Below are 22,551 nucleotides of genomic sequence, written 5' to 3'. Positions count from 1 at the left end.
TGTGACAGCGGCTTTCCACATGCGAATGACGCAGTGCGAAAAATTGGGCTGTTCACGCGACTCCCGATCAATAGACTGAATTTGTTGCATGATTCGGAGCAGGGTCATGCGGCCGGGCGGTGGGGTCCGGTCTGGGGTCTTTGCGTCGAGAAGTCCTGGCCGTCCGAGTTCTAGACAAGATTGTTCGTTGTGTGTGCCCTCCCGCGGAGCGTGTGGCGGCGCTCGTACAGAACGACAGGAAGCATTCCATGGAACTTCTCGAACTAGAATTTTCCCGCGAAATCCATCCGGTGGATGTTATCGAGCAGGTAGCCCACAACAACGACTGGTCCTTTGAGCGGGCCGGCGACGACGAGATTTCGATCTCGGTTGCCGGCAGCTGGACCGACTATCACGTCTCCTTCTCGTGGATGGAGGATTTCGAGGCGCTGCATCTGGCCTGCGCCTTCGACATCAAGGTGCCGGAGACCCGCGCGCTGGAAGTGATGCGGCTGCTGTCGCTGATCAACGAGCAGATGCTGTTCGGCCATTTCGACCTCTGGGAGCAGGAGGGCGCGATCATGTTCCGCCAGTCACTGCTGCTGGCCGGCGGGGTCGAGCCGTCGAGCCAGCAGGTCGAAGTGCTGCTGTCGTCGGCGCTGGAAGCCTGCGAATGCTATTTCCAGGCCTTCCAGTTCGTCGTCTGGTCGGGAATCTCGGCCAAGGACGCGCTGGCCGGCGTGCTGTTCGAGACCTACGGCAACGCCTGAGCCAAAGACCAAGATGAGTTCGAACAGCGAGCGCAAGCCCGAGATCAGTTTTGCCGATTTCGATCGTGTCGACATCCGCGCCGGCACAATCGTAGAGGCCGAACCCTTTCCGCAGGCGCGCAAGCCCGCGTTCAAGCTGAAGATCGATTTCGGCGCCGACATCGGCATCAAGAAATCGTCTGCGCAGATCACGAAATACTATGCGCCCGAGACGCTGATCGGCCGGCAGGTGTTCGCGGTGGTCAATTTCCCGCCGCGCCAGATCGGGCCGTTCATGTCGGAAGTGCTGACGCTCGGCTTTCCCGATGAGGAGGGCGCCGTGGTGCTCGGTGCCATCGAGCGCAAGGTGCCGGATGGCGGCAGGTTGTTTTAGGCAAGATCGCTGGCAACCAATGTCTCATTCCTTGGCACCCCCCTCTGTCCTGCCGGACGTTGAGCAGTTCGGCACCGCCGCCCCCGCTCAGGCCGCCAGCTTGCGCGTCGTTCCCAGCGCTTCCTCGACCGTGTCGAGAAACATCTCAGCACAAGCTTTCCAACTGTAGCGCATGGCACGTTCGCGTGCCTGCGCGCGGTCGACGTTGAGCGCGGCGAGTGAGGCCTCGCGCAGATCGTTGGAAACAGCGCCGCCAAAACCGTCGCCGACGATGTCGATCGGCCCGGTCACTGGATAAGCGGCGACCGGCGTGCCGCTGGCCAGCGCCTCGATGATGACGTTGCCGAAGGTGTCGGTGCGGCTGGGGAAGACGAAGACGTCGGCCGAGGCATAGATCTCGGCCAGTTCGTCATTGGGACGGTGGCCGAGGAAATGCGCCTGCTTGTATTTCGCCTTGAGCCTGGCAAGCTCTGGACCCTCGCCGACGACCACTTTGCTGCCGGGCAGGTCGAGGTCGAGGAAGGCGGAGAGGTTCTTTTCGATGGCGACGCGGCCGACGCAGAGGAAGACCGGGCCGGGGAAGCCGAGATCCTTCTTCTTGTCCGGGCGGAAATGGTCGGTGTCGACGCCGCGCGTCCAGGGCCTCAGCTTGGTGAAGCCGCGCGCCGCAAGGTCGTCGGCGAGCGACTGGGTGGCGACCAGCGTGCCCTGGCCGGAATTGTGGAAATCGCGCAGCCAGCGGTAGGCCCAGCTTTCCGGCACCGGCAGGCGGGCGCTGAGATATTCGGGAAAGCGCGTGTGATAGCTTGTGGTGAACGGCCGGCCGGCATTGCGGCAATAGCGCCGTGCCATGATGCCGAGCGGACCCTCGGTGACGATGTGGATGTGGTCCGCCTTACCGGCTTCGATCAGGCGCGCGACATGGCCGGGCGTGGTCAGCGCCAGCCTTATGTCGGGATAGGTCGGCAAGGGCAGGGTGCGAAAGATGTTAGGCGTCAGGAAATCCACCGCGACGTCGAAGGATTTCAGCGTCTCGGTGAGCCGCTCCAGCGTGTGGACGACGCCGTTGACCTGCGGGCGCCAAGCGTCGGTGACCATCAATATGCGCATGGCGGCCCTTTGCTTGAAAGGTCGACGGTTGTCTTGAGACGATGCCGGAACGGCGACCAGCCTGCTGCTCTCGCCTCGCTCCAGCGCACCCGGACGGGCACGGGGTCGAAGTGAGGCGGCAAGGCCGAATCAATTGAGGTCGCGCGCTTCATGCGCGCTCTTGACCATGGTTTCATGACGGGCGGATGAAGCCAGTGTTTTAGTGGAGCAAGATCTCTGGACAAACGGTTTCCGTTTGTCCGAAAACCGGTTTCCACTTTTCGGGATCATGCTCCGTTATGCCGGAACCTTGATGACGGCGCGAAGTCCGCCAAGCGGGCTGTCGTCGAGGGTGATGTCGCCGCCATGGCTGCGGGCGATGTCGCGGGCGATCGACAGGCCGAGCCCGGTGCCGCTGGCATCGAGGTTGCGGGCTTCGTCGAGCCGCACGAAGGGCTTGAACACGTCTTCGCGCCGGTCGGCCGGAATGCCCGGACCGTCGTCGTCGATGGTGACCAGCAGCGAACCGCGGCCATGGGTGGCGTTGACCTCCACCGTCGAGGCATAGCGGAAGGCGTTGCCGATGACATTGGACATCAGCCGGGCAAAGGCGTTCGGCCGCACATGCACATCGGGGTCGCCGGCAAGCGTCGTCGACAGCTTGCGTTTGCGCAGCCTGGCTTCCTCGTCGAGCTTCTCGAAATAGGCCTCGAGATCGAACCGTCCGGCGTCTTCCGAAGCCTCGCCACGGGCAAAGGCGAGATAGCCTTCGAGCATCGACTGCATGTCGTCGATGTCCTGGTCGAGCGCCGCCTTGGTCTCGGCCTTGCCGCCGGAAAGCGCAAGCTGCAGCTTGAAGCGGGTGAGGATGGTTCGCAGATCATGGCTGACACCGGTCAGCATGGCGGTGCGTTGCTCGATCTGGCGTTCGATGCGCTCGCGCATCTGCATGAAGGCAAAGCCGGCGCGGCGAACTTCCTCGGCGCCGCGCGGCCGGAAATCGCGCGGCATCGGCCGGCCCTTGCCGAAGCTTTCGGCTGCTTCGGCAAGCGTCAGGATCGGCCGGATCTGGTTGCGCAGGAACGGAATGGCGATCATCAGGAGCACCAGCGAGGTGCCGACCATCCAGATCAGGAAGATGTGGGTGTTGGAGGCATAGGCCTGGCTGCGGCGCACGAAGACGCGCAGCACCTTGCCCTCGAGCTGGACGCGCACCTCGACGATGTTGGAATTGCCGACCGTGTCGATCCAGAACGGCCGGTTGATCTGGCGGGTGATCTCGGACGAAAGAACGTCGTCGAGGATCGAGAAGAACGGTTTGGGTCCCGGCGGCGGCAAAGGGTCGGGCGGCAGCAGGTCGACCTTCAGCTGCATGCGGTCCTGGGCGATGCGGATGATGTTGGTGTAGTCGGCGTCGTGCGGATAGGTCTCGATCAGGTCGATGATGGCGGCGATGTCGCGCACGGTGGCCTGCGACAGGCGCTGCGTCACGGTTGCCCAATGGCGCTCCATGAAGACGAATGCGACGACCGATTGCAGCAGGATCATCGGCGCGATGACGATGATCAGCGAGCGGGCATAGAGCCGCTTGGGCATATAGAGCGAGACGAGGCGCCAGAAGCGGTTCCAGGCGCGCGGCACCGCCTTCAGCGTCCGCGCAAAGCGTGCGCTCAAGCCGCCATTGCCCGGCTGTTGCAGTTCCGTGGTTGCCATTCGCTCTTTTCGCTTGCCCGCAGCCGTTCAGCCGGCCGCAGGCGGCATTCTATTCCACGCTGAGCCGATACCCAATACCGCGCACGGTCTGCAGCCAGACCGGATTGGACGGATCGCGCTCGATCTTGCGGCGCAGCCGGTTGATCTGGACGTCGATGGTGCGCTCGCCGACTTCCGAATCGTCGCCGACAAGCTCGTGACGGGGTATCGTCTCGCCTGCCCGCGCGGCGAAGATCGCCAGGATCTCCTGCTCGCGGTCGGTCAGCTTCAGCGCCTCGCCGCCGCGCTTCAGTTCGCGCCTGGCAATCTGGAAGGTGTAGGGGCCGAAAACCAGCTGCTCGACCTTGGGCGTGGTCGCCGGGCCGCCGCGGCGCAGGATGTTGTTGATGCGCAGGATCAGCTCGCGCGGATCGAAAGGTTTTGGCAGATAGTCGTCGGCGCCGGCCTCCAGCCCGCTGATGCGGCTGTCGGTCTCCGACAGCGCCGTCAGCATCAGGATCGGTACGTTCTTTTCGGCGCGCAGCGACTTGGTCAGGTCGACGCCGGTCTCACCGGGCATCATGACATCGAGTATCAGAAGGTCGAAGTCGAGGCCGGCAAGCTTGCGCCTGGCTTCGTCGGCATTGCCGGCGACGGTGACGCGAAAGCCGTTTTCGGTCAGATACTGCTTGAGAAGATTGCGGATGCGGGTGTCGTCGTCAACGACAAGCAAATGCGGCGCGTCGTCGTCCGGCGCGGCCGCGTGATCGACCCGTTCAGTGCTCTCCATGGTTTTTCCCTGACATTTTTGCGGACCCAACGTCGATCTGCACCCTCAGTTCCGGATTGACCATCGCTTCGAGGAACCGTTCAACCAAGGTCCGTTCGGTTATTCCGGAATCTCCCAATGCAGCATGGATGCGGCGCGACTGTGGCCGCGCCAGCGCCAGTGCCAGGGCACGGCCCTTGGCCGTCGGATAAAGCTCGCGCTGGCGGCGGTCGCGCGGACCTTGCAGCTGCACGACATGGTCGGTGTCGATCAATTGCTTGAGCACGCGGGCCAGGCTCTGCTTGGTGATCTTCAGCACGTCGAGCAGTTCGGCGACCGTCAGGCCCGGCCTGCGGTTGACGAAATGCAGCACCCGGTGGTGGGCACGGCCGAAGCCGTAGTCGGCCAGGATCTGATCCGGATCGGAGGTGAAGTCGCGATAGGCGAAGAACAGCAGCTCGATGATGGCGAAGTCGATGCCATCCTCGACTGACATCGCGGTCCTGATCGGTTTCCCGGCTGCGTGGCTTCGATCCGTCATCATTTCTCCGTTGGAAAGAGAGATTATGTCAGTACTATTGACGTAATTTCCCTGCAATGATAATTTTTGACAAGCTTTTGGGCGGATTGCGAACGAAAAGGCAAGGCAAGGCGGTTTTTCCGGAACTTCCTGAGTTTGCCAGAGCGCAATTATCCGCCTACGCTCCAGCATAAAAGCCGCTTGGCGCGGCCGACACGAAACACAACAACACTATGCGGGCTGCCGCCCGCGGGAGGTTACCATGGCATCCGTTCCCTTCGATCAACTGGATGGCTTCATCTGGATGAACGGCGAATTCGTCCAATGGGGTGACGCCAAGATCCATGTGCTGACCCATGGGCTGCATTACGCCAGCGCCGTCTTCGAGGGCGAGCGCGCCTATGGCGGCGAGATCTTCAAGCTCAATGAACACACCGAGCGACTGCATGAATCGGCGCGCCTGCTCGGCTTCAAGATTCCCTATTCGGTGGCCGAGCTCAACGACGCCTCCACCACGCTTCTGAAGAAGCAGGGTTTCCAGGACGCCTATGTCCGGCCAATCGCCTGGCGCGGCAGCGAACAGATGGGCGTTTCGGCGCAGAACAACCGCATCAACTGCGCCATCGCCATCTGGCAATGGCCGAGCTATTTCGATCCGGCGCAGAAGCTGAAAGGCATCCGTCTCGATGTGGCGGAATGGCGCCGGCCCGACCCGCGCACGGCGCCTTCCAAGTCGAAGGCCGCCGGCCTCTACATGATCTGTACCATGTCCAAGCATGCCGCCGAGGCCAAGGGCTATGCCGACGCCATGATGCTCGACTGGCGTGGCCAGGTCGCGGAAGCGACCGGCGCCAACATCTTCTTCGTCAAGGACGGCCAGATCCACACGCCCAAGCCCGACTGTTTCCTCGACGGCATCACCCGCCGCACGGTCATTGGCCTGGCCAAGGATCGCGGCCTGGAGGTGATCGAACGCGCCATCCTGCCGGAAGAGCTCGAAGGCTTCGAGCAATGCTTCCTGACCGGCACGGCAGCGGAAGTGACGCCGGTTTCGGAGATCGGACCTTACCGATTCGAGGTCGGTGAAATCGCCAAAAACCTTATGAATGACTATTCTGCCGCCGTTCAACCCAAGCACGCGATCGCCGCAGAATAACGAAAGTCACAGCTTTTTTAGCAAGCAGGGGCGGTTTTAGGGCCGCCCCTTTTATTTAAGCGTTTCTGCATTTGACTTTCGTCCAATTCGGCGTCTCATGATGCTGTCGGCCCGGGAGGCTGGCAGTTTATGGAGGGACTAACCATATGGACATGAACACGCTTCTTCCGATCATCATACAGGTGATTACGGGCGTCATCGGTGGTCAGGCGGTCGGCGCGGCGCTCAAGACGGCGGCGATGGGTCAGCTTCCCAAAATCCTGGGCGGAGCCATTGGCGGCGTTGGCGGCGCGGCGATCCTCGGCAGCCTGCTTGGCGGCGGTGCGGTCGATCCGGCGGCTGCGGCAGCAGCAACGAGCGGTCTCGGCAGCGCGCTGAACCTGCAGAACATCGTCGGCGGCGCCGGCGGTGGCGCGATCCTGACCGCCATTGTCGGCGCGGTCATGGGCGCCATGAAGAAGTAAGCGGCCATTCGGTCTTTTCAAATGGGCGGCTTCGGCCGCCCATTTCCGTTTAGGAACAGCTTGATTGTTCGTCTTTTCAAGGGGTGGACGCCCTTCGCTCGCGCCTCTACATCACGGCTGAGATAGCGAAAGGACGATCATGGGTCAGCTCAATGCCGGCATCGTGCCGGTCACACCGTTTCAGCAGAATTGCACCATCCTGTTCGACATGGACGACAAGCATGGTGTCGTCGTCGATCCGGGCGGCGACATCGACAAGGTGCTGGCGGTGCTGAAGGACAATGCGATATCAGCCGGTGCGATCTGGATAACGCACGGCCATATCGACCATGCCGGCGGCGCCATGGAACTGAAGGAAGCGCTCGGCGTCGAGATCATCGGACCGCATGAGGCCGACAAGTCGCTGCTCGACAATCTGGAAAACCAGGGCAGGCGTTATGGCATCGCCGGTGCGCGCGACTGCGTGCCTGACCGGTTCCTGACCGAAGGCGAGACCGTCTCGTTCGGCGGCCATGTGTTCGAGGTGTTGCACTGCCCCGGCCACGCGCCCGGTCACGTCGTCTACTACAACCGCGCCGCCAAGTTCGCCCATGTCGGCGACGTGCTGTTTCGCGGCTCGGTCGGCCGCACCGACCTGCCGGGCGGCGACCATGCGGCGCTGATCGCCTCGATCAAGGACAAGCTGCTGCCGCTCGGCGACGACATCGGCTTCATCTGCGGCCACGGCCCCGGCGGCCGCTTCGGCGAGGAGAGGCGGACCAATCCTTTTCTCGTTTAGAGCAGTTCACCGTTTCACGGAAACGGCGAGCCGCTCTAACCCTTTGTTCTGACGCAATTCCGGACGGAAAACCGTTTCACACTTTTCCTGGAATTGCTCTAGCAGGCTGTTGAAGAAGTCCATCTGCGAGCGATGAAGTCTGCTTCATCGCCGTTGTGAAAGCAGATTTGGCCTACGATGGAGCCGTCCGGTTGGATTTCAGCCCAACCGTCTCCCTGAGCCTCGTCCATTTCGTCATTGCCTTGCCAGGAGAAGGCGACATGGTTGCCGTCGCCTCCGCCGAATATCTCTCCGGTGACGCAGCCGAAGGCGAATTCGCCGGAACCGTTGGCTTCAAAGAGAATGTGAGCGGGCTCGGCCATGTCGGGATAGTCCTCGACATAGTCGGGCATCTCAACGATCCGCCAGCGTCCCACGAGGCTCATGCTGGCGCCGCCAGCAGCTTGGGCAGGCGGATCAGGTTGTAGGCCGCCAGGCCCAAGGTGAAAGCCGCGCCCACACGGGCGCATCCTCGCAGCTTGACCTTGGCCATGCCGGCGGATGACTTGATCCAGCCGAACACCTCTTCGATCCGCTTGCGGCAGCGCTGGCTGGCTTCATAGCCCAGATGGCGCTTCGTGCGGCCATCGATTGCCGTTACGCGGGGCTTGCCCGTCTTGCTGAGATGGCCATCGACGGCAATATGCGGCGTAACCTTGCGCTCGCGCAGGTCCTTGATGAACTGACGCACGTCGTAGGCTTTGTCGGCGCCCAGCGTGATGCGCCGTCGCGATTGCCTGCGGTCCAACATGGCGAGCGTGGCCTCCCGCTCGGCCGTGCCCGTAGCCTGGGTGATGCCGCCGTCGACCGCCAGCCCATGGCGGTTCTCCATCAGCGCATGTCCCATATAGCAGAGCTTCGCCGGCCGGCCGTCGCCCTTCTTGTAGAGCCGCGCCTGCGGATCGCTCGTGCTCTGGTGCGTGTCGTTAGAGCGCTTCTCCTTATGAAAGCCGCGCTCGGCGTTGCGGCCAGCACCGTCCGGATCATTGTCGCCGCCATCCTTGCGCCGGAAGCTCTTGATCGAAGCCCAGGCGTCGATCAGCGTCCCATCCACCGAGAAGTGGTCCGAGGACAAAAGCCGCTTCACCTTCGGCTGTGCAAGAACCGCGCGCAGGAACTTCGCCGCGATCTCGCCTTCGAGCAGACGCTCCCTGTTCTTGGTGAAGCTCGAATGGTCCCAGGCCGGATCATCAATGCCAAGACCTACAAACCAGCGGAACAGAAGATCGAACTCCATCCGCTCCATCAACTGGCGCTCAGAGCGGATGCCGTAGAAGGCCTGTAACAGCATCGCACGCAGTAATCGCTCCGGCGCTATCGACGGGCGGCCGAGCCCAGGCGGATAAATCACCGCGAAATCGCCGTCCATCTCCGCTAGCGCCGCGTTGACGATTTCCCGGATCGTGCGAAGCGGATGATCACCCCGAACGCGCTCCTCAAGATCGACATACGAAAACAGCGACCCTGTCCGCTCGTCCAATCCGCGCATCCACGAATCCCCAATCGATCAAGGATCAGTGAATCACGCTCCCAACAACTGCGCTAGCACTTCTTCAACAGCCTGCTAGAGCGGGATGGGATTTGTAAGAGTCGTGGGATTCCCAAATCACCTTTGTTCTGATTCAACCTTCATACTGGAGGAGGCCAGTATGGATGGCAGGATATTCGATGGACCTTCGCGAGCGGGTTGTCGCCGCGGTTAAGACGGAAGGGCTCTCGCGGCGCGCCGCGGCGGCTCGATTTGGCGTCAGCTATAGCGCGGCCATTGCGTGGCTTAAGCGTGTTGAAGAGACTGGCAGTGCCGCGCCTCGCCAGGTGGGCGGCTACAAACCGAAGAAACTCTCGGGAGCGTGGCGCGACTGGCTGATCGAGCGCTGTCACGACGGGGACTTCACCTTGCGCGGCCTTGTGGCCGAGCTTGGTGAGCGTGGTCTGAAGGTCGACTACCGTTCGGTATGGGAGTTCGTGCATGCCGAGAAGCTCACTCACAAAAAAAGACGCTGATCGCCGCCGAACAGGATCGTCCCGATGTCGCGCGACGGCGGCTGCAGTGGACGAAGTATCGGGGCCGGATCGATCCCACGCGACTGGTCTTCATTGACGAGACCTGGACCAAGACCAACATGTCGCCGCTCAGGGGCTGGGCGCCGGTGGGCCAGCGCATCAAGGCCAAAGTGCCGCACGGCCACTGGAAGACCATGACCTTCCTGGCCGCGCTGCGCCACGATCGCGTCGATGCGCCTTGGCTGATCGATGGGCCGATCAACGGCGAGAGGTTCCTCCTCTATGTCGAGAAGGTTCTCGCGCCGACCCTCCAGCCGGGGGATATAGTCATCATGGACAATCTCGGCTCGCACAAAGGCAAGGCGGTGCGCCGCGCCATACGCGCCGCCGGCGCAAGGCTCTTCTTCCTGCCGAAATACTCGCCCGACCTCAATCCGATCGAGCAGCTCTTTTCAAAGCTCAAGCACTGGCTGAGAAAGGCCGCAAGCCGAACCGTCGAAGCCGTCTGCGACGCGATCGGCCAAACCCTCAATCGCGTCACACCGGCAGAGTGCTCACACTACTTCGAAAACTCCGGCTATGACCGAAACTAATCTCATCCCGCTCTAGGGCGTGCCGATATTCGCCGGTCCCAAATCCTGCGATGCTCCAAACAAAAAAGCGCTGGCCTTGCGGTCAGCGCTTTTTGTTTGGGGCAGGGAAGCCTCAGTTGGCAGTGCAAAAATGCTGTTCGCCGTCATTGCCGGTGAACGTGCCGGTGCGGGAATTGAAGGTGCGGTAGCGGTCCGAGCAGTATTCGTACCAGTCACGCGTCCACGGCTCGGCATAGCGATCGGCGTAGACCACCTGCGGCTCCGCGTAGTAACGGCGGACCGGGGCCGGGCGCACCACTACGTCACGATCGTAACCGTCATCGTAGTAGCGGTCAGCGTAGGGCGGGGGCTGGTCATTGGCCAACGCGCCACCGATTAGGGCGCCGGCCGCGAGGCCGAGGACGCCGGCGGCAATGGCATCACCGTTGCCGTGATGGCCATGATGACGGCGCCAGTCGCGCGCATTGGCCGCGGGCAAGGTCGCGAGCGTGGTGGCGACCACGGCAGCGGACAGGACGGCGATCTTGAAAATTCGGTTCATGTCGGTCTCCTTCGTGCCGGCCCGTGCAGTTTGGGGGGATGCGGTCCGGCTTTACCAAAGACTAATATGCGACCGTGGCTGAATGGGGGCTGAACGGATTTCGACGTGTAGATTCAAAACAGGCGCCAAAAATCCACGCTCTCAAGGGAGCGAAATCGCCGCCGCCGCCGGTCTGAAACCGGCTCAGCCGACCGACAGGTTGACGGCCTTCGGACCCTTGCCACGCTTGTCCGGCTCGGTGTCGAATGACACTTTCTGGCCATCCTCGAGACCGGAAAGACCCGATGCCTGCACGGCTGAAATATGGACGAAAACATCCTTCGCGCCATCATCGGGCGTGATGAAGCCGAAGCCCTTGGCATGGTTGAAGAATTTGACGGTGCCGGTCTGCGGCATGGGAAGCTCCTTTGTCCCATAAACTCCAGTCTCGGGCCGGCAAATGCCCGAGTGGAAATTTGTCCTTTATTTTAGCGTCATCGGCAAGAGAAAGTTTTGCGGGCAGCTAAAGCCCGTTGCGACGCGCCTTGGGTCTTCGTTTTCATGCATATCGTTCCCCAAAACCGGGGGGCACTTCTGGGCGGCATGCATTGGTCTGTGCTTTCGGCACGAAAAAGGCGCGGCAAAGATCGCCGCGCCTTTCAAAAAATTCAAATCCCTCTCCAAGCCAGGTTCAGGCATTGGAGCCTCCGTCGCGCGTCCGAGAGACGTCCCGATGGCTCAGGCGGCGTGGAGATTGACCGCCTTGGGGCCCTTGCCCATGCGATCCGGCTCGACGTCGAAGGTGACCTTCTGACCGTCGACGAGCGTGCGCAGGCCGGAAGCCTCGATCGCGGAAATATGGACGAACACATCCTTGGCGCCGCCATCGGGCGTGATGAAACCGAAGCCTTTGGTCGCGTTGAAGAATTTAACGGTGCCGGTCTGGGGCATTGGGGAAACTCCTTCACCCGTTCAGTCTTTGGTGGTCCTGCCCGCCGCCTGGCGCAAAGGGCAAGTCCCGGTGGATGCTTCGGCAGTCATGCATTGGCGCATGGTATCAAACCCCCGCCGAAAACGGGGCCGTCAGAGATTCACAGTATCGGGGAAAGGTCGTCCAAAACGTTCCGCTCTCCGGGTCGCAAATGCCCGAACACGGAATTTATCGCACGGAAACGTGAAGGTTGCAAGATAGCGCCGCGGGCCGCCGCGTTGGCGCATCCCGACGCATTGATCGACTGACCTGAGCATCGATCGGCTCGGCATAGGCTTGCTTGCCGGCGAGGTCATCGGCCAGAGCCGGGCCACGAATGGGCCAGATGTCGAGGTGGCCGAGGAGGCTGATGCCGACCTCGGCTCCAGGCGCCGTTTCCGGCTGAAAGGGCAGCAAACGGGGGTTGCATTTGGCAAGGGAATGGCGAGGATCGGGATCCGGGGACGCGATCGTGGGAGATCATCATGAAATTTCTGGCGGCAATCTTTTCACGGCAAGGTTTTGTCATCCTGTTACTGTCGGCAATTCTTGCCGCCTGCACCGTCGTTGTCGATGAAGGACCGGGGCCGCGTCCGCCACGGCCCGAACCGCAATATTGCAGCAAGCAGTACGAGCCGGTCTGTGCCCGGCGCGGCGGCGACCGCCAGACCTTCGCCAATGCCTGCCTTGCCGACCGGGCCGGCTATCGCATCGTGCGCGACGGTCCATGCCGCGACGGCGGCGATGGTGGTGGTGGCGGTGGCGGCGGTGAGCAGACGTTCTGCACCCGCGAATATGCACCGGTGTGTGCCCGCCGGCATGGCGAGATGCGTACATTCCCCAATTCCTGCGAGGCCCGCGCCGCGGATTACCGCGTCGTTGATGACGGGCCGTGCTGAGGAGGCCGGTTTCCTTGCCTTCTCCCACACGAAGGTAGAAGGCAAGTGCCACCTGCAGACTCGCCAGACAATGTCCTGTTTGCCTTTAAGCCGGCAGCTTCACCTGGCGACAGTAGGCGATGAACTCGGGCGCAGGCATGGGTCTGGCGAACAGCCAGCCCTGGCCGTAGTCGACGTCGCGCTCCACGAGGTAGTCGGCCTGTGCCTGCGTCTCCACGCCTTCGGCAACGATCTTCAGTTTCAGCGTCTTGGCCATGTCGATGATGTGCGGGGTGACGGAACTGGTAGCGGAATTCGTGCTGATCGTATCGATGAACGATTTGTCTATCTTGAGTGCATCGAGCGGCAGCCCTTCGAGGTAGGACAGGCTGGAGTAGCCGGTGCCGAAGTCGTCGATTGCCACTGCGTGGCCAAGTTCGCGGGCACGAATGAGCGTCGAACGCGCCGAGTTGATATCGACGAAGCCGCGTTCAGTCGCCTCGAGCCAGATTTGCTGCGGCTGGATCCCGGTGTGCTGCAATGCTTTCTCGATAATGGGCAGGACCCGCGCCGTGCTGACATCGGTTGGGCTGAGATTGATGGCGATGTGAAGCGAGCGATCGGCAACCAGAAGCCTGTTCAGGTCGAACACAACCAGCGCAATGACCTGATCGGTGATCGCCGTGATCAGGCCACTCTCTTCCGCCAGCGGAATGAAGAGATCGGGCCGGACCAGGGAACCGTTCGGCCGCTTCCAGCGCACCAGCGCTTCCGCCCCGATGCAATTGCCGGTCCTGAGTTCGACGATCGGCTGATAGTGAACGATGAATTCGCGCTTGCGCACGGCGATCTGCAATTCTCCCAGGGGTGAAAGCCGCCTTCGCGACAGCCAGACAACCATGCCGATGATAAAGGCGGCCATGAAGGCGCCGAGCGGGAGCAGCAGAAATTGCTGCTGGCGAACGCTGCCCAGAATCTGGCTTGTCGGTTCGGTGGCGACAGCGATCCAGCCCGTCTCGCGCGCGGTGGCAAACAGGAGATCGTCATCGATGCCTTCGCTGGAGCCGGCGATGATCTTCTCGATGCGGGCGGGATCAGGGCCGTTCAGCGCGCCAAGCAGGATGCCCGTTTGCGTCGTCAGGGCGATCTGGACACCGGGATCGACGATGACGTCGACAAAGCGTACCGGATCGACAAGGACGTTGTGGTCCCTGTATTGCAGCGCCATCAGCGAATGGCCCTCGCTCATCACCGGCTGCATACGGGCGGTGACGGCGATGCCGTCCCTGGTGGTGAAGTCCGGGGTGGATTGCGCAACGCGCCCTTCGGTCAGTCCCCAGGAAGAGCATTTGAGCAGGCCATTTTCGAAATAGCCCATTTCTTCGATCGGGCGTGTGCTGATGGTGAGTTGCCGCATGCGGGCTATGTGGTCCGCCGAACAGCGGATGCCGGTGAACTGGTCGATCTGCCGCAAAGCGACGGTCGCATCGTCAAGCGAAATGTCGGCCCTGGCGATGGCGCGGCTGGCGAACAGCTGCAGCCGTTCATGTTCCTTTTGGACGGCCTGGATCCATGAAAGGTGAAACATCGCAGCGATGGGCACGATGGCGCCCAGCACGGCCAACACCACCGCCGTCACGATGATGCGCGACCTGTCCATGCGCCTCCTGCCCTCGGACGCGAGCGGCGATCATGGTGGTCGCCCGCAATGTCTCGGGCCGCCAATTGCGGCAGCGGCCCGGTTCAAGCGGATCTTATGGCGTCGATCTTACATGAACTTTAATGGAGCCATGCGGCAAGCACCGCTCCTCTACACCGGATACGCCCCGTCGGCCGGGCCGGCGTAAAGCTCGCTGCCACTGTCGTCGCAAATGCGCAGGCGATCGGGGATTTGCGGCATGGCCAGCGTGTGGAACAACGCGGTGGCGCCCTGCAGCGCGGCACGCAGGTTCGGCGCTTCCAGCGACACCTTGTCGAGCGTGGCTTCGTCGGCGTCGCGCGACCGGTAGAACTCGATGACGAAGTTCAAGCGCGCCTCCGTGGTGGGCAGGTGTTGCGCAGGCCTGTTGTGTCAGTCCGTCGCCTCACAAGCGACGGAAAGGGCGCACGAGGCGCCCTTGGCTGTCAGCCCTTCGATTTCGGCTTCAGGCTGCTCTCGGCCTGTTTGACCGACGAGCCGAACGGGGAGGCGGGCTTGGCCGCGACCTTGTCCTTCTTTGGCTTGCGCGTTTCGCGGTTGCTTCGCTGTTGACCCTTGGACATGGTGTGCTCCTGTTGCATGTTGGCTCGGCTTTGCGGTGGGGTCTCAGACGACCGGGTTGTTGGCAACAACCGGGTCGTTGGCCGGTTCGAGATTGTCTTCGGTGGTGACCCGCTCATGGGTCTCCTGCTCGCTGCGGATGCGGTATTGCGGCGAGCCGTCCTTGACCGGCAGCCTGCTCTTGATCTGGAACAGTTCGGCGGTCTTCTGGACGAGGCCGGTGCGGCTCTTCATGCGCACGGTCTGACCGATCGCAAACTGGTGCGCGGGCGTGTCGGTGCGCGGGCGCGCATTCTGCTGGAAACGGATCATGCTGCATTCTCCCTGTCGCGCTTCAGCGCTGTTTCGAGTTCGAGGTAATCGATGGCGACAAGCTGGCTGGTGGGCGGGTTTTTCACTGCCCTTGCCGGCAGATGGATGAAGGTGGCGACGCGGCGCCAGGCAAGCCGGGACATGCCCTCGATCACCTCTTCGTCGTGATCGATGTCGTAGGTCGCCGGCCGGCAACTGCCCCTCCAGTCCGCCGAGCACGAAGGGTGCCGCGAAATGCGCGATGGAGTGGGTGGTGCGGTCCGGCATTGTATTACCTATGCAAAGCAGCGGTCCTGAAAGCAAAAAAGCGGGGACGAGCCCCGCTTTCCTATTTCCGGCAGTCGCTGGAAATAAGCCGCTTTCGAGAGCTGCCAGTACATCCGTGGTCAGCGTTCATCGAATTCGGCCGGATCAGATCAATTGCAAATTGGCGGCCGACTCGCGGCCCTTGGTGTTACGCTCCAACTCGAACTGCAGCTTCTGGCCTTCGGCGAGGCCGGGGAAGCCGGCGCGCTCCAGTGCGCTGACATGGACGAAAACGTCCTTGCCGCCATCGGTCGGCTGAATGAAGCCGAAGCCCTTCTGGCCATTGTAGAACTTCACGGTTCCGGTGTTCATGTGGGTCTTTCGAAGAATGAGACATGGCCGCGGAGCGAATATGCCGCGCGCCCGGTATCGATGATTTGGAATGATATTGGCGGGTCGAGAACCTCTGACGCCGCGAGATGCCAATTCTGGCCCAAAGCGATCCTGTCTATATAGGCTGATGGGGCGGATTGTTCAAGAAGATTCATGAAAAACTCGGATGACGGCAAAAAAATAGATCGCTGTAATTATTTGAAAAACCCTGATATGGCTCAGTGGCTTTCAAAAAAATGCTTAAATTCACGCTGGGTCGATTTTCCCGGCACTTGCATTTTATTTGTTCCCCGGAAGGATAAAACCATGGTTTCCGTCAGAACCCCGAGAGGCATGACCGTAGCGATCAACCCGATCATCAAGCCAACCAACATACACGCCGTTGCCGCCGGCCCGACCGCCAAGCCGATGGTCGTCAAGTCGGCACGGCTGACCATCAGAAGCGATGAGGCGGCAAGGCGAACGCTCGCCGATACCGATGGCACCGTGAGGCGGGCCAGACAGGTCGCCGAGACCAACCGCCTGATTTGATATCGTCGCTGAGAGGGCAAGATACCAAGCGAAGCCTTGAACCTGTCGCGCCGATGGCCTAGATCGCCACAGGCGGACAAAACACGGCAGGTTTCCCATCAACAGAGATCAGAGACGAGCGGCGGGCGCGGGAACCAGATCTGGTGCTGGAGGGCAGCCACCGCTGGGGCTCGACCAGCATGTGCAGCAGGCGCTGCAGCTGCACCAGGCCGGGCGTCGGCAAGAAGCCGAGGCGATCTACCGGCAGGTGTTGGCGCAGAAGGCCAATCACGCTGCGGCTGCGCATTTCCTGGGGCTGCTGCTGCATCAGACCGGGCGCAGCGCCGAGGGGCTGGACCTGATCGAACAGTCGGTGCGCCTGCAGAGCGGCAATCCGGATTTTCAAAACAATCTAGGCACAGTGCTGCGCGACCTCGGCCGGGTCGCTGCTGCCGTCGACTGCTTCCGCAAGGCGGTGACGCTGCGGCCCGACCAGTTGGCGGCGCGCGACAATCTTGGTTCATCGCTGAAGCAGCTCGGCCAGTTCGAGGGTGCGGAGGAGATCTATCGCGGCACGGTCGGGCGCAATCCCTTCCATGTCCGCGCCCGCATCGGGCTTGCCGAAACGCTGCAGGAAGCCGGACGCTTGGACGAGGCGCTCGCCGTCTTCCGCGAAGCGCTGGCGATCCGACCGAAGGATGCCGACCTGCTGCACGGGCTGGGCGTCGGGCTGATGGAAAAGGGCAAGCTCGATGAAGCAATCGACCTTTTCCGGCAGGCGCTGGCCGTCGATCCCGGCATGGCGAGAGCCTGGCTGATGTTGACGCAGGTCAAGCGCCAGAAGGAGCACGACAGCGAACTGAGCAGCATGGAGGCTCAGCATGCCAAGGCGCCTCAGGACAGCCTGGCGCGCATGCAATTGTCCTTCGGTCTCGGCAAGGCCAATGACGATCTCAGGGATTATGGCAGGGCCTTCGACTATTTCGCCGAAGGCAATGCGATCCGCCGCAAGGGTATAGATTACGACCAGGCCAAGACGCGGGCCGAGTTCGAGGCGATGAAGGCAACCTTCGATGCCGGCTTCTTCGAAAAGCATCAGCCGAGCACGATCAGCGACGACGCGCCGATCTTCGTCGTCGGCATGCCGCGCTCAGGCACGACGCTGGTCGAGCAGATCATCGCCAGCCATCCCCAGGTCTACGGCGCCGGCGAGCTCAGCATCCTGAAAACGGCGGTCGGCAAGCAGTTTCCCTTGACCATGAAGGGCGGCTTTCCCGCAGGCATCGCCGACATGCCCGACAAGGCTTTTGCCGAGGCCGGCGAGGCCTATCTCGACATGCTGCACGCCCGCTATCCCGGCTTCAAGCATGTCACCGACAAGATGCCGGGCAATTTCCTGCTCGTCGGCTTCCTGCATCTGATGCTGCCGAAGGCCAAGATCGTCCATTGCGCGCGCGATGCGGCAGCCACCTGCCTGTCGATCTACAAGGTGCATTTCCGTGGCGACAGCCATCGCTATGGCTACGATCTCGGCGAGCTCGCCGACTTCCACAATCTGTACACCGACATCATGGCACATTGGCACACGGTGCTGCCCGGCGTCGTGCACGATGTGCGCTATGAGGATTTCGTCGCCGACCAGGAAGGCCAGACGCGGGCACTGATCGCCCATCTCGGCCTGCCTTGGGACGATGCGGCGCTGTCCTTCCACGAGACCGACCGGCCGGTGCGCACGGCATCGGCCGCGCAGGTGCGCCAGCCGATGTATCAGGGCTCGGTCGATCTGTGGAAGCGCTATGGCGACAGGCTCAAGCCGCTGCTGGATAGGCTGGATTAGCGGCCTGGTTACAGTTTAGCCGAAGCACAAGCTTCGTCATCCACGGGCGAAGCAGGAGCGAAGCTCCGTCGCGAAGACCCGAGGATCCATTCCGTGCCCTCGATCGAAGGATGCAGCGGAGCAGAATTCTTGACCGTTTTCAACGCTTTAACGTCACGGCATGGATCCTATGGTCTGCGCCGCGTCGCTTCGCTCCTTGCTCCGCCATAGGATGACGAAGCGATGGGCGATTAGGTCAAGAGCAAGGAAGCGCCGCGCGAAAGGACCTCGCGCGACGCGCTTGGAGTATCTCGTGTACAGGCCACCTTGGACCGGGCGCGCCTACAGCTCTATGAATGGCTTGAAGCCACCGAAGATCATGCGCTTGCCGTCGAACGGCATGTCCCCCCAATCGGTTTTCAAGCGCGGGTCTGCCATCACCTTGGCCATGACGGCATCCCGGCTCTCCCGCGATTCATAGACCGCCCAGGCGAAGACGACGATCTCGTCGTCCTTGGCCTGCACGGCACGCGGGAAGGACGTGACCTCGCCATAGGGCACGTCGTCGCCGATACATTCGACATAGGCGAGCGCGCCGTGTTCCATCCAGATAGGGCCTGCGAGGTTGGCCAGCTTCTTGTAGTCATCGAGTTTTGCCTTGGATACGGCAAGCACGAAACCATCGACATAGGACATTGTGGGTCTCCTCCTGAAGTTCAAAGCGCCTCACCGACTCCAGCCGGTGAGGGACTGCGCCATTGGCGATAGGTCAGGTTTTCTTCACCGGCGCGTTCATCGCCCACTCGACGCCGAACGGGTCGCGCATATTGCCCCACTGGTCACCCCAGAACATGACCTGGAGCGGCACGGCGACTTCACAGCCGGCATCGACGGCGCGCTTCCACCAGGCATCGATGTCGTCGCTGCCGAGGTGAAGCTGCATGGTGTAGCCCTGCGGCTTGACGGCGGGCATCCCGTTTTCGGGATAGAAATCGGAGAGCATCAGCGTCGAGCCGTTGATGTGGAGATGAATGTGCATGGTGCGGCCTTTTTCGTCCGCCGGATAGGCAAAGACCTGCTCCGCACCAAAGGCCTTCTTGTAGAATTCGGCGGCCTTGAAGGCGCCGTCCAGTTGCAGATAAGGGGTCAATCCGCCGAGCACTTTGGCCGGGGGCTGAACGGGGGTCTGATCAGTCATGTCTTGCTCCTCTTTGCGTTTGGCCTTGCGAGCCATAGGACGGATGAGGTGACGGCGATCCTACATGGCCGCGAAATTTTTTTGGCCGGCCGGCCCTAGATGGGCCACGCAGCCGGCGGCTGAACGAGAGGCGTGAAACGAACTTGCGTCGACCGCCCCCAATCAGAGCGCAATTCTCGCGGCTCGCAGGCTAGAACAGATGGATCACGCGAACGCCTCTTCAACCCCGGGACGACAATGATCCTCTACTATCAGACCCACTCACCCTTCGCGCGCAAGGCGCTCGTCTTCGCCCATGAGGTCGGCATTACCGATCGGCTCGAGGTCATTCATCACGAGACCAGCCCGACCTTGCGCAATGCTCGCGTCTACGCCGAAAATCCGCTCGGCAAAGTGCCGGTGCTGTTGCGGCCCGAAGCGTCGCCGATGTTCGATTCCGATGTCATCTGCGCCTATCTCGACACGCTGCATGATGGCCGCAAGCTGCTGCCGCAAGATGGCGAGGCGCGCTGGCAAGCGTTGCGGCTGCAGTCGGTCGCCCAGGGCCTAGCGCAGACGGGCATAGCTTTCCGTTGGGAGACGGAAAGAAGACCCGAACAGCTGCGTTATGGTGCTCTCGCCGACGGATACCGGGAAAAGATCGAGGCGAGCTACGACTGGATCGAAAGCACGCTGGACGACGAGGCGCCACTCCATATCGGCCATATAGCCTTGGCCACCACGCTGTCCTGGATGGCGTTCCGCCACCTGCCGCCTTTTCGCTCGCGGGCGCGGCTGACGCGCTGGTTCGAGGCTTTCGAAAAACGCGTATCGATGCAGGCGACACCGCTTTCAGGCGAGACGCATGACTGATTGGCGGCGTAGCAGTTGCCATCGATAGCCTGGTTCCCCGGCCGCATGGGTCAGGGAGCCCTGCAGATCCGGGGGCCATTTTGCGCGTCGGTCACGATTTCTGGCCAGCCGATGTCCTTGCGCAATTCGATCGGCAGCGAAAGCAGGGCGCGCTCGCTGCGATAGCGGGCGCGGGTGGCGGCGTAACGGGTGGCGATGCGGCCTATGGATGACAGAATGGACATGATGCTTTCTCCTCGGTTGAAGCCGGCATCATTGTGTCGGCATCCCAAGGACGTGGTGCGTGGCGCTCATCCGACAGACCGTCGAAAATTTTTTGCGGGCAGCGTTTGATATTTTATTCGGGCGCCGCCGAACGGCGCCTACGCAACCTTGAGCGTCGGGATAGCTGAAACATCAACTTCACGCTCCGCGTGCCAAGCATCGAAAGCCGCCTGCATTCGAAGCCAGATCGCGGCTCCGTCACCGAACAGCTTCCCAAGGCGAGCGGCTACAGCCGGCGAAACCGGCTTCTTTTCGCGGATGATGTCATAGAGCTGCTGCCGGGAGATCCCGAGCAGATTTGCAATTTCCACCTTGGTCTTGCCAGTTGCCGGGATAATGTCCTCAAGCAGCGCTCCCGGGTGGAGGGACAACGCTCAATAGGACGCGTCGGCTCGTGCACGGTCATAAGTTGAACTTCTCCAATCGGCCGCCTCGGTGATATTGCTCGAAATCGACGAGAAATCGAGTCGCATCAATCCCGTTGCTGCTCAACCCGCGGCTTCCGCCACCTCAAGGAAAAAGTCCTCGGGGTCCTCGACTTCGATCAGCCGCCGCTTCTCGATCAGCCAGAAGCGATTGCCGATGGCGCGGATGAAGGAGCGGTCGTGCGAGGCGAGCACGCAGCTTGCCTGATGCGCCAGCAGCTCCGCTTCCAGCGCCTCCTGGCCGTCAATGTCGAGATGGTTGGTCGGCTCGTCGAGCAGATAGAAGTTGGGATTGGCGAGCCTGAGCGCCAGCATCATCAACCGCGCCTTCTGGCCGCCGGACAGCACGCCGATCCGGCGCTCCTGCATGTCGATGCCGACACCGGCACCGGCCAGCAGCGAGCGGGCGCGCTGCTCGCCGACGTCGTAGCGGCGCGCGACCATCGCCAGCGCCGTGTCGTCGCCGCTGATGCCCGACAGCGCCTGGTCGCTGTAGCCGAGCACCGTCGACGGCGTCACCTTCACATTCTGCACCGTGTCCGGTTCGACAATGGCATTGCGGATCAAGGTGACGAAGCGGGACTTGCCGACGCCGTTGCGGCCGAGCAGGACGATGCGGTCGCCTTGGCAGATATGGCGCTTGCCGGTCCTGAACAGCAGCGTGCCGTCGGGTGTTTCGACAGCCGCGTCGTCGAGCGTGATCAGCACCCTGGCGTGAGTGCCGCGATTGGCCAATTTTATGGCACCCGCCGACTTTTCGCGGTGCGCCGGAGCTGCCGCCTCTTCCAGTCTTTCCGCGCGCTGGTTGAGCTGCTTGGTCTTCACCGTCAACAGGTCGCTGCCTGAATTGATGCCGATGTTGTTGAGCTTGGCGGCCTGCCGGCGCAATTGCTGCGCCACCTTCATGTCGCGCTGGAACTTGCGCTCCGTCGAGGCGTCGACGTCGTCGAGCGCCTGCCTGGCGCGAGAGTAGGGCAGCGCAAACACCGGCGACTGTTCCGGGCGCAGGAACAGCGTCCGGTTGGTGGCGGCGTCGAGGAAGGCGCGGTCGTGGCTGGCGATGACGACAGGCACCTCGCGCGGCAGCGTATTCAGCCAGGTTTCGAGCTGGCTGATGCGGGCAAGGTCGAGATGGTTGGTCGGCTCGTCGAGCAGCAGCACATCCGGATCTGTGACCCAGACGCGAGCGATCAGCGCCAGCCTCTGCCAGCCGCCGCTCAGCGCCTGCATTTGCCGTTCGCGCATCGGCTCGGGCACATCGAGCGAATCGAGAACGACGTCGACACGCCACATCTCACTGTCGGCCTGCTCGGCCGGCAAGGCATCCGCCACCACCTGGTGGAACGTACGGCTGAGAAGAGCCGGGGCAACGGATTGCTCGACATGACCGACGCGCAGGCCGCGCGTGCGGGTGATGTCGCCTGATGTCGGCTCCATCTCGCCGGTCAGGCATTTCAGCAAGGTCGACTTGCCGCGGCCGTTGGCGGCAACGATGCCGAGCCGGTCGCCGGCGCCGATGGTGAGGTCGAGATTGGCAAACAGCGGCGCACTCATGGTGACGCCGAGGGATTTGAGGCTGATCAGGGCCATTTTGATTTCTCTGGTCTTGGCCGCCTCTTTGTCGGAGCATGATCTTTTCCGAAAACCGGTTCCCACTTTTCGGGATCATGCTCTAGCGGCT

At 62.1% G+C, this 22,551-nt stretch carries 28 protein-coding genes and 2 pseudogenes; 10 read left to right on the top strand and 20 right to left on the bottom strand.

Features of this window, described 5'->3' with window-relative positions; genetic code table 11:
* Positions 1-248: 248 nt before the first annotated feature.
* Positions 249-749 (top strand): type III secretion system chaperone family protein, encoded by a 501-nt coding sequence (locus ACFOJ9_RS24490; protein WP_378982121.1) that lies wholly within the window; start codon positions 249-251, stop codon positions 747-749.
* A 13-nt stretch (positions 750-762) separates the two neighbouring features.
* The gene (locus tag ACFOJ9_RS24485) at positions 763-1,122 is read left to right on the top strand and encodes a tRNA-binding protein (RefSeq protein WP_378982119.1); all 360 of its coding nucleotides are present in this window, start codon (positions 763-765) and stop codon (positions 1,120-1,122) included.
* An 87-nt stretch (positions 1,123-1,209) separates the two neighbouring features.
* On the opposite strand, the gene ACFOJ9_RS24480 is transcribed toward ACFOJ9_RS24485, so the two are convergent.
* The 4 genes from ACFOJ9_RS24480 to ACFOJ9_RS24465 form a co-directional block, all read right to left on the bottom strand.
* Entirely contained in the window at positions 1,210-2,232 is a 1,023-nt protein-coding gene (locus ACFOJ9_RS24480; protein WP_378982117.1) for a glycosyltransferase family 4 protein, read from the bottom strand.
* Positions 2,233-2,508: 276 nt separating this feature from the next.
* Positions 2,509-3,924 (bottom strand): ATP-binding protein, encoded by a 1,416-nt coding sequence (locus ACFOJ9_RS24475; RefSeq protein WP_378982115.1) that lies wholly within the window; start codon positions 3,922-3,924, stop codon positions 2,509-2,511.
* A gap of 49 nt (positions 3,925-3,973) precedes the next feature.
* Positions 3,974-4,693: a response regulator gene (locus ACFOJ9_RS24470; protein WP_378982113.1), complete on the bottom strand. Its 720-nt coding sequence runs from the start codon at positions 4,691-4,693 to the stop codon at positions 3,974-3,976.
* On the bottom strand, positions 4,680-5,213 hold the full coding sequence (locus ACFOJ9_RS24465; RefSeq protein WP_378982111.1) for a MarR family winged helix-turn-helix transcriptional regulator: 534 nt from the start codon (positions 5,211-5,213) through the stop codon (positions 4,680-4,682). The genes ACFOJ9_RS24470 and ACFOJ9_RS24465 overlap by 14 nt, the downstream gene beginning before the upstream one ends.
* Before the next feature lie 241 nt (positions 5,214-5,454).
* On the opposite strand from ACFOJ9_RS24465, the gene ACFOJ9_RS24460 reads away from it, so the two are divergent.
* The 3 genes from ACFOJ9_RS24460 (at position 5,455) to ACFOJ9_RS24450 (ending at position 7,590) form a co-directional block, all read left to right on the top strand.
* Entirely contained in the window at positions 5,455-6,348 is an 894-nt protein-coding gene (locus ACFOJ9_RS24460) for a branched-chain amino acid aminotransferase (RefSeq protein ID WP_378982109.1), read from the top strand.
* A gap of 146 nt (positions 6,349-6,494) precedes the next feature.
* Positions 6,495-6,812, top strand: coding sequence for a hypothetical protein (locus ACFOJ9_RS24455; RefSeq protein ID WP_378982107.1), 318 nt, complete (start codon positions 6,495-6,497; stop codon positions 6,810-6,812).
* Positions 6,813-6,951: 139 nt separating this feature from the next.
* Positions 6,952-7,590 carry an MBL fold metallo-hydrolase gene (locus ACFOJ9_RS24450; protein WP_378982105.1) on the top strand — a complete coding sequence of 213 codons (639 nt, stop codon included), beginning with the start codon at positions 6,952-6,954 and terminating at the stop codon, positions 7,588-7,590.
* Between the two features lie 98 nt (positions 7,591-7,688).
* Here ACFOJ9_RS24450 and ACFOJ9_RS24445 read toward each other — a convergent pair whose 3' ends face one another.
* Together ACFOJ9_RS24445 and ACFOJ9_RS24440 are read right to left on the bottom strand one after the other, a co-directional pair.
* Complete coding sequence (locus ACFOJ9_RS24445) at positions 7,689-8,015, bottom strand: hypothetical protein (protein ID WP_378979101.1); 327 nt, start codon at positions 8,013-8,015, stop codon at positions 7,689-7,691.
* The gene (locus ACFOJ9_RS24440) at positions 8,012-9,118 is read right to left on the bottom strand and encodes an IS5 family transposase (protein ID WP_378979100.1); all 1,107 of its coding nucleotides are present in this window, start codon (positions 9,116-9,118) and stop codon (positions 8,012-8,014) included. Before ACFOJ9_RS24440 ends, ACFOJ9_RS24445 begins: the two co-directional genes overlap by 4 nt.
* 164 nt (positions 9,119-9,282) lie before the next feature.
* Here ACFOJ9_RS24440 and ACFOJ9_RS24435 point away from each other — a divergent pair.
* Positions 9,283-10,226, top strand: a protein-coding gene (locus ACFOJ9_RS24435) for an IS630 family transposase (protein WP_378977816.1) whose coding sequence is annotated in 2 segments (ribosomal slippage) — positions 9,283-9,615 and positions 9,618-10,226 — 942 coding nt in all. Because the reading frame shifts where the segments join, the coding sequence is not laid out codon by codon here.
* Positions 10,227-10,338: 112 nt separating this feature from the next.
* Here the strand turns inward: ACFOJ9_RS24435 and ACFOJ9_RS24430 are convergent.
* The 3 genes from ACFOJ9_RS24430 to ACFOJ9_RS24420 all read right to left on the bottom strand — a co-directional run bounded on the left by ACFOJ9_RS24430 (position 10,339) and on the right by ACFOJ9_RS24420 (position 11,697).
* Positions 10,339-10,767, bottom strand: coding sequence for a BA14K family protein (locus ACFOJ9_RS24430; protein ID WP_378982103.1), 429 nt, complete (start codon positions 10,765-10,767; stop codon positions 10,339-10,341).
* Between the two features lie 183 nt (positions 10,768-10,950).
* A complete protein-coding gene (locus tag ACFOJ9_RS24425; RefSeq protein WP_352627624.1) occupies positions 10,951-11,163 on the bottom strand; it encodes a cold-shock protein in 213 nt (70 codons plus the stop codon).
* Positions 11,164-11,484: 321 nt separating this feature from the next.
* Positions 11,485-11,697, bottom strand: coding sequence for a cold-shock protein (locus ACFOJ9_RS24420; RefSeq protein WP_378982101.1), 213 nt, complete (start codon positions 11,695-11,697; stop codon positions 11,485-11,487).
* Positions 11,698-12,201: 504 nt separating this feature from the next.
* Between ACFOJ9_RS24420 and ACFOJ9_RS24415 the strand changes: the two genes are divergently transcribed.
* The gene (locus ACFOJ9_RS24415) at positions 12,202-12,615 is read left to right on the top strand and encodes a Kazal-type serine protease inhibitor family protein (RefSeq protein WP_378982099.1); all 414 of its coding nucleotides are present in this window, start codon (positions 12,202-12,204) and stop codon (positions 12,613-12,615) included.
* An 85-nt stretch (positions 12,616-12,700) separates the two neighbouring features.
* On the opposite strand, the gene ACFOJ9_RS24410 is transcribed toward ACFOJ9_RS24415, so the two are convergent.
* The 6 genes and pseudogenes from ACFOJ9_RS24410 to ACFOJ9_RS24385 all read right to left on the bottom strand — a co-directional run bounded on the left by ACFOJ9_RS24410 (position 12,701) and on the right by ACFOJ9_RS24385 (position 15,784).
* A complete protein-coding gene (locus ACFOJ9_RS24410) occupies positions 12,701-14,254 on the bottom strand; it encodes an EAL domain-containing protein (RefSeq protein ID WP_378982097.1) in 1,554 nt (517 codons plus the stop codon).
* Between the two features lie 150 nt (positions 14,255-14,404).
* Positions 14,405-14,623 (bottom strand): hypothetical protein, encoded by a 219-nt coding sequence (locus ACFOJ9_RS24405; RefSeq protein ID WP_352773790.1) that lies wholly within the window; start codon positions 14,621-14,623, stop codon positions 14,405-14,407.
* 95 nt (positions 14,624-14,718) lie between these two features.
* The gene (locus tag ACFOJ9_RS24400; RefSeq protein ID WP_196807037.1) at positions 14,719-14,856 is read right to left on the bottom strand and encodes a hypothetical protein; all 138 of its coding nucleotides are present in this window, start codon (positions 14,854-14,856) and stop codon (positions 14,719-14,721) included.
* Between the two features lie 43 nt (positions 14,857-14,899).
* Positions 14,900-15,166: a hypothetical protein gene (locus ACFOJ9_RS24395; protein ID WP_378982095.1), complete on the bottom strand. Its 267-nt coding sequence runs from the start codon at positions 15,164-15,166 to the stop codon at positions 14,900-14,902.
* Positions 15,163-15,433: pseudogene (locus ACFOJ9_RS24390) on the bottom strand (hypothetical protein). The gene ACFOJ9_RS24395 and the pseudogene ACFOJ9_RS24390 overlap by 4 nt, the downstream one beginning before the upstream one ends.
* A gap of 144 nt (positions 15,434-15,577) precedes the next feature.
* Positions 15,578-15,784 carry a cold-shock protein gene (locus ACFOJ9_RS24385; RefSeq protein WP_378982093.1) on the bottom strand — a complete coding sequence of 69 codons (207 nt, stop codon included), beginning with the start codon at positions 15,782-15,784 and terminating at the stop codon, positions 15,578-15,580.
* A gap of 174 nt (positions 15,785-15,958) precedes the next feature.
* On the opposite strand from ACFOJ9_RS24385, the gene ACFOJ9_RS24380 reads away from it, so the two are divergent.
* Both ACFOJ9_RS24380 and ACFOJ9_RS24375 read left to right on the top strand, forming a co-directional pair.
* Complete coding sequence (locus ACFOJ9_RS24380; protein WP_378982091.1) at positions 15,959-16,336, top strand: hypothetical protein; 378 nt, start codon at positions 15,959-15,961, stop codon at positions 16,334-16,336.
* 181 nt (positions 16,337-16,517) lie between these two features.
* Positions 16,518-18,152 carry a tetratricopeptide repeat-containing sulfotransferase family protein gene (locus tag ACFOJ9_RS24375; protein WP_378982089.1) on the top strand — a complete coding sequence of 545 codons (1,635 nt, stop codon included), beginning with the start codon at positions 16,518-16,520 and terminating at the stop codon, positions 18,150-18,152.
* A 321-nt stretch (positions 18,153-18,473) separates the two neighbouring features.
* On the opposite strand, the gene ACFOJ9_RS24370 is transcribed toward ACFOJ9_RS24375, so the two are convergent.
* Both ACFOJ9_RS24370 and ACFOJ9_RS24365 read right to left on the bottom strand, forming a co-directional pair.
* Positions 18,474-18,827, bottom strand: a complete 354-nt coding sequence (locus ACFOJ9_RS24370) for a DUF1428 domain-containing protein (protein ID WP_378982087.1) — start codon at positions 18,825-18,827, stop codon at positions 18,474-18,476.
* 73 nt (positions 18,828-18,900) lie between these two features.
* Positions 18,901-19,329, bottom strand: a complete 429-nt coding sequence (locus tag ACFOJ9_RS24365) for a VOC family protein (RefSeq protein ID WP_378982085.1) — start codon at positions 19,327-19,329, stop codon at positions 18,901-18,903.
* Between the two features lie 237 nt (positions 19,330-19,566).
* Here ACFOJ9_RS24365 and ACFOJ9_RS24360 point away from each other — a divergent pair, with 237 nt between their 5' ends.
* The gene (locus ACFOJ9_RS24360) at positions 19,567-20,181 is read left to right on the top strand and encodes a glutathione S-transferase family protein (RefSeq protein ID WP_378982083.1); all 615 of its coding nucleotides are present in this window, start codon (positions 19,567-19,569) and stop codon (positions 20,179-20,181) included.
* Positions 20,182-20,231: 50 nt separating this feature from the next.
* On the opposite strand, the gene ACFOJ9_RS24355 is transcribed toward ACFOJ9_RS24360, so the two are convergent.
* The 3 genes and pseudogenes from ACFOJ9_RS24355 to ACFOJ9_RS24345 all read right to left on the bottom strand — a co-directional run bounded on the left by ACFOJ9_RS24355 (position 20,232) and on the right by ACFOJ9_RS24345 (position 22,460).
* A complete protein-coding gene (locus ACFOJ9_RS24355) occupies positions 20,232-20,405 on the bottom strand; it encodes a hypothetical protein (RefSeq protein WP_378982081.1) in 174 nt (57 codons plus the stop codon).
* 138 nt (positions 20,406-20,543) lie between these two features.
* A pseudogene (locus ACFOJ9_RS24350) lies at positions 20,544-20,851 on the bottom strand (HigA family addiction module antitoxin).
* Between the two features lie 82 nt (positions 20,852-20,933).
* Entirely contained in the window at positions 20,934-22,460 is a 1,527-nt protein-coding gene (locus ACFOJ9_RS24345) for an ABC-F family ATP-binding cassette domain-containing protein (protein WP_378982079.1), read from the bottom strand.
* Positions 22,461-22,551 lie beyond the last annotated feature (91 nt).

The sequence above is a fragment of the Mesorhizobium cantuariense genome, from assembly GCF_042647205.1.
GTDB lineage: Bacteria > Pseudomonadota > Alphaproteobacteria > Rhizobiales > Rhizobiaceae > Mesorhizobium > Mesorhizobium cantuariense.
The sequence above is the reverse complement of the archived record's forward strand: the minus strand, read 5'-3'. Positions and strand labels throughout refer to the sequence as shown.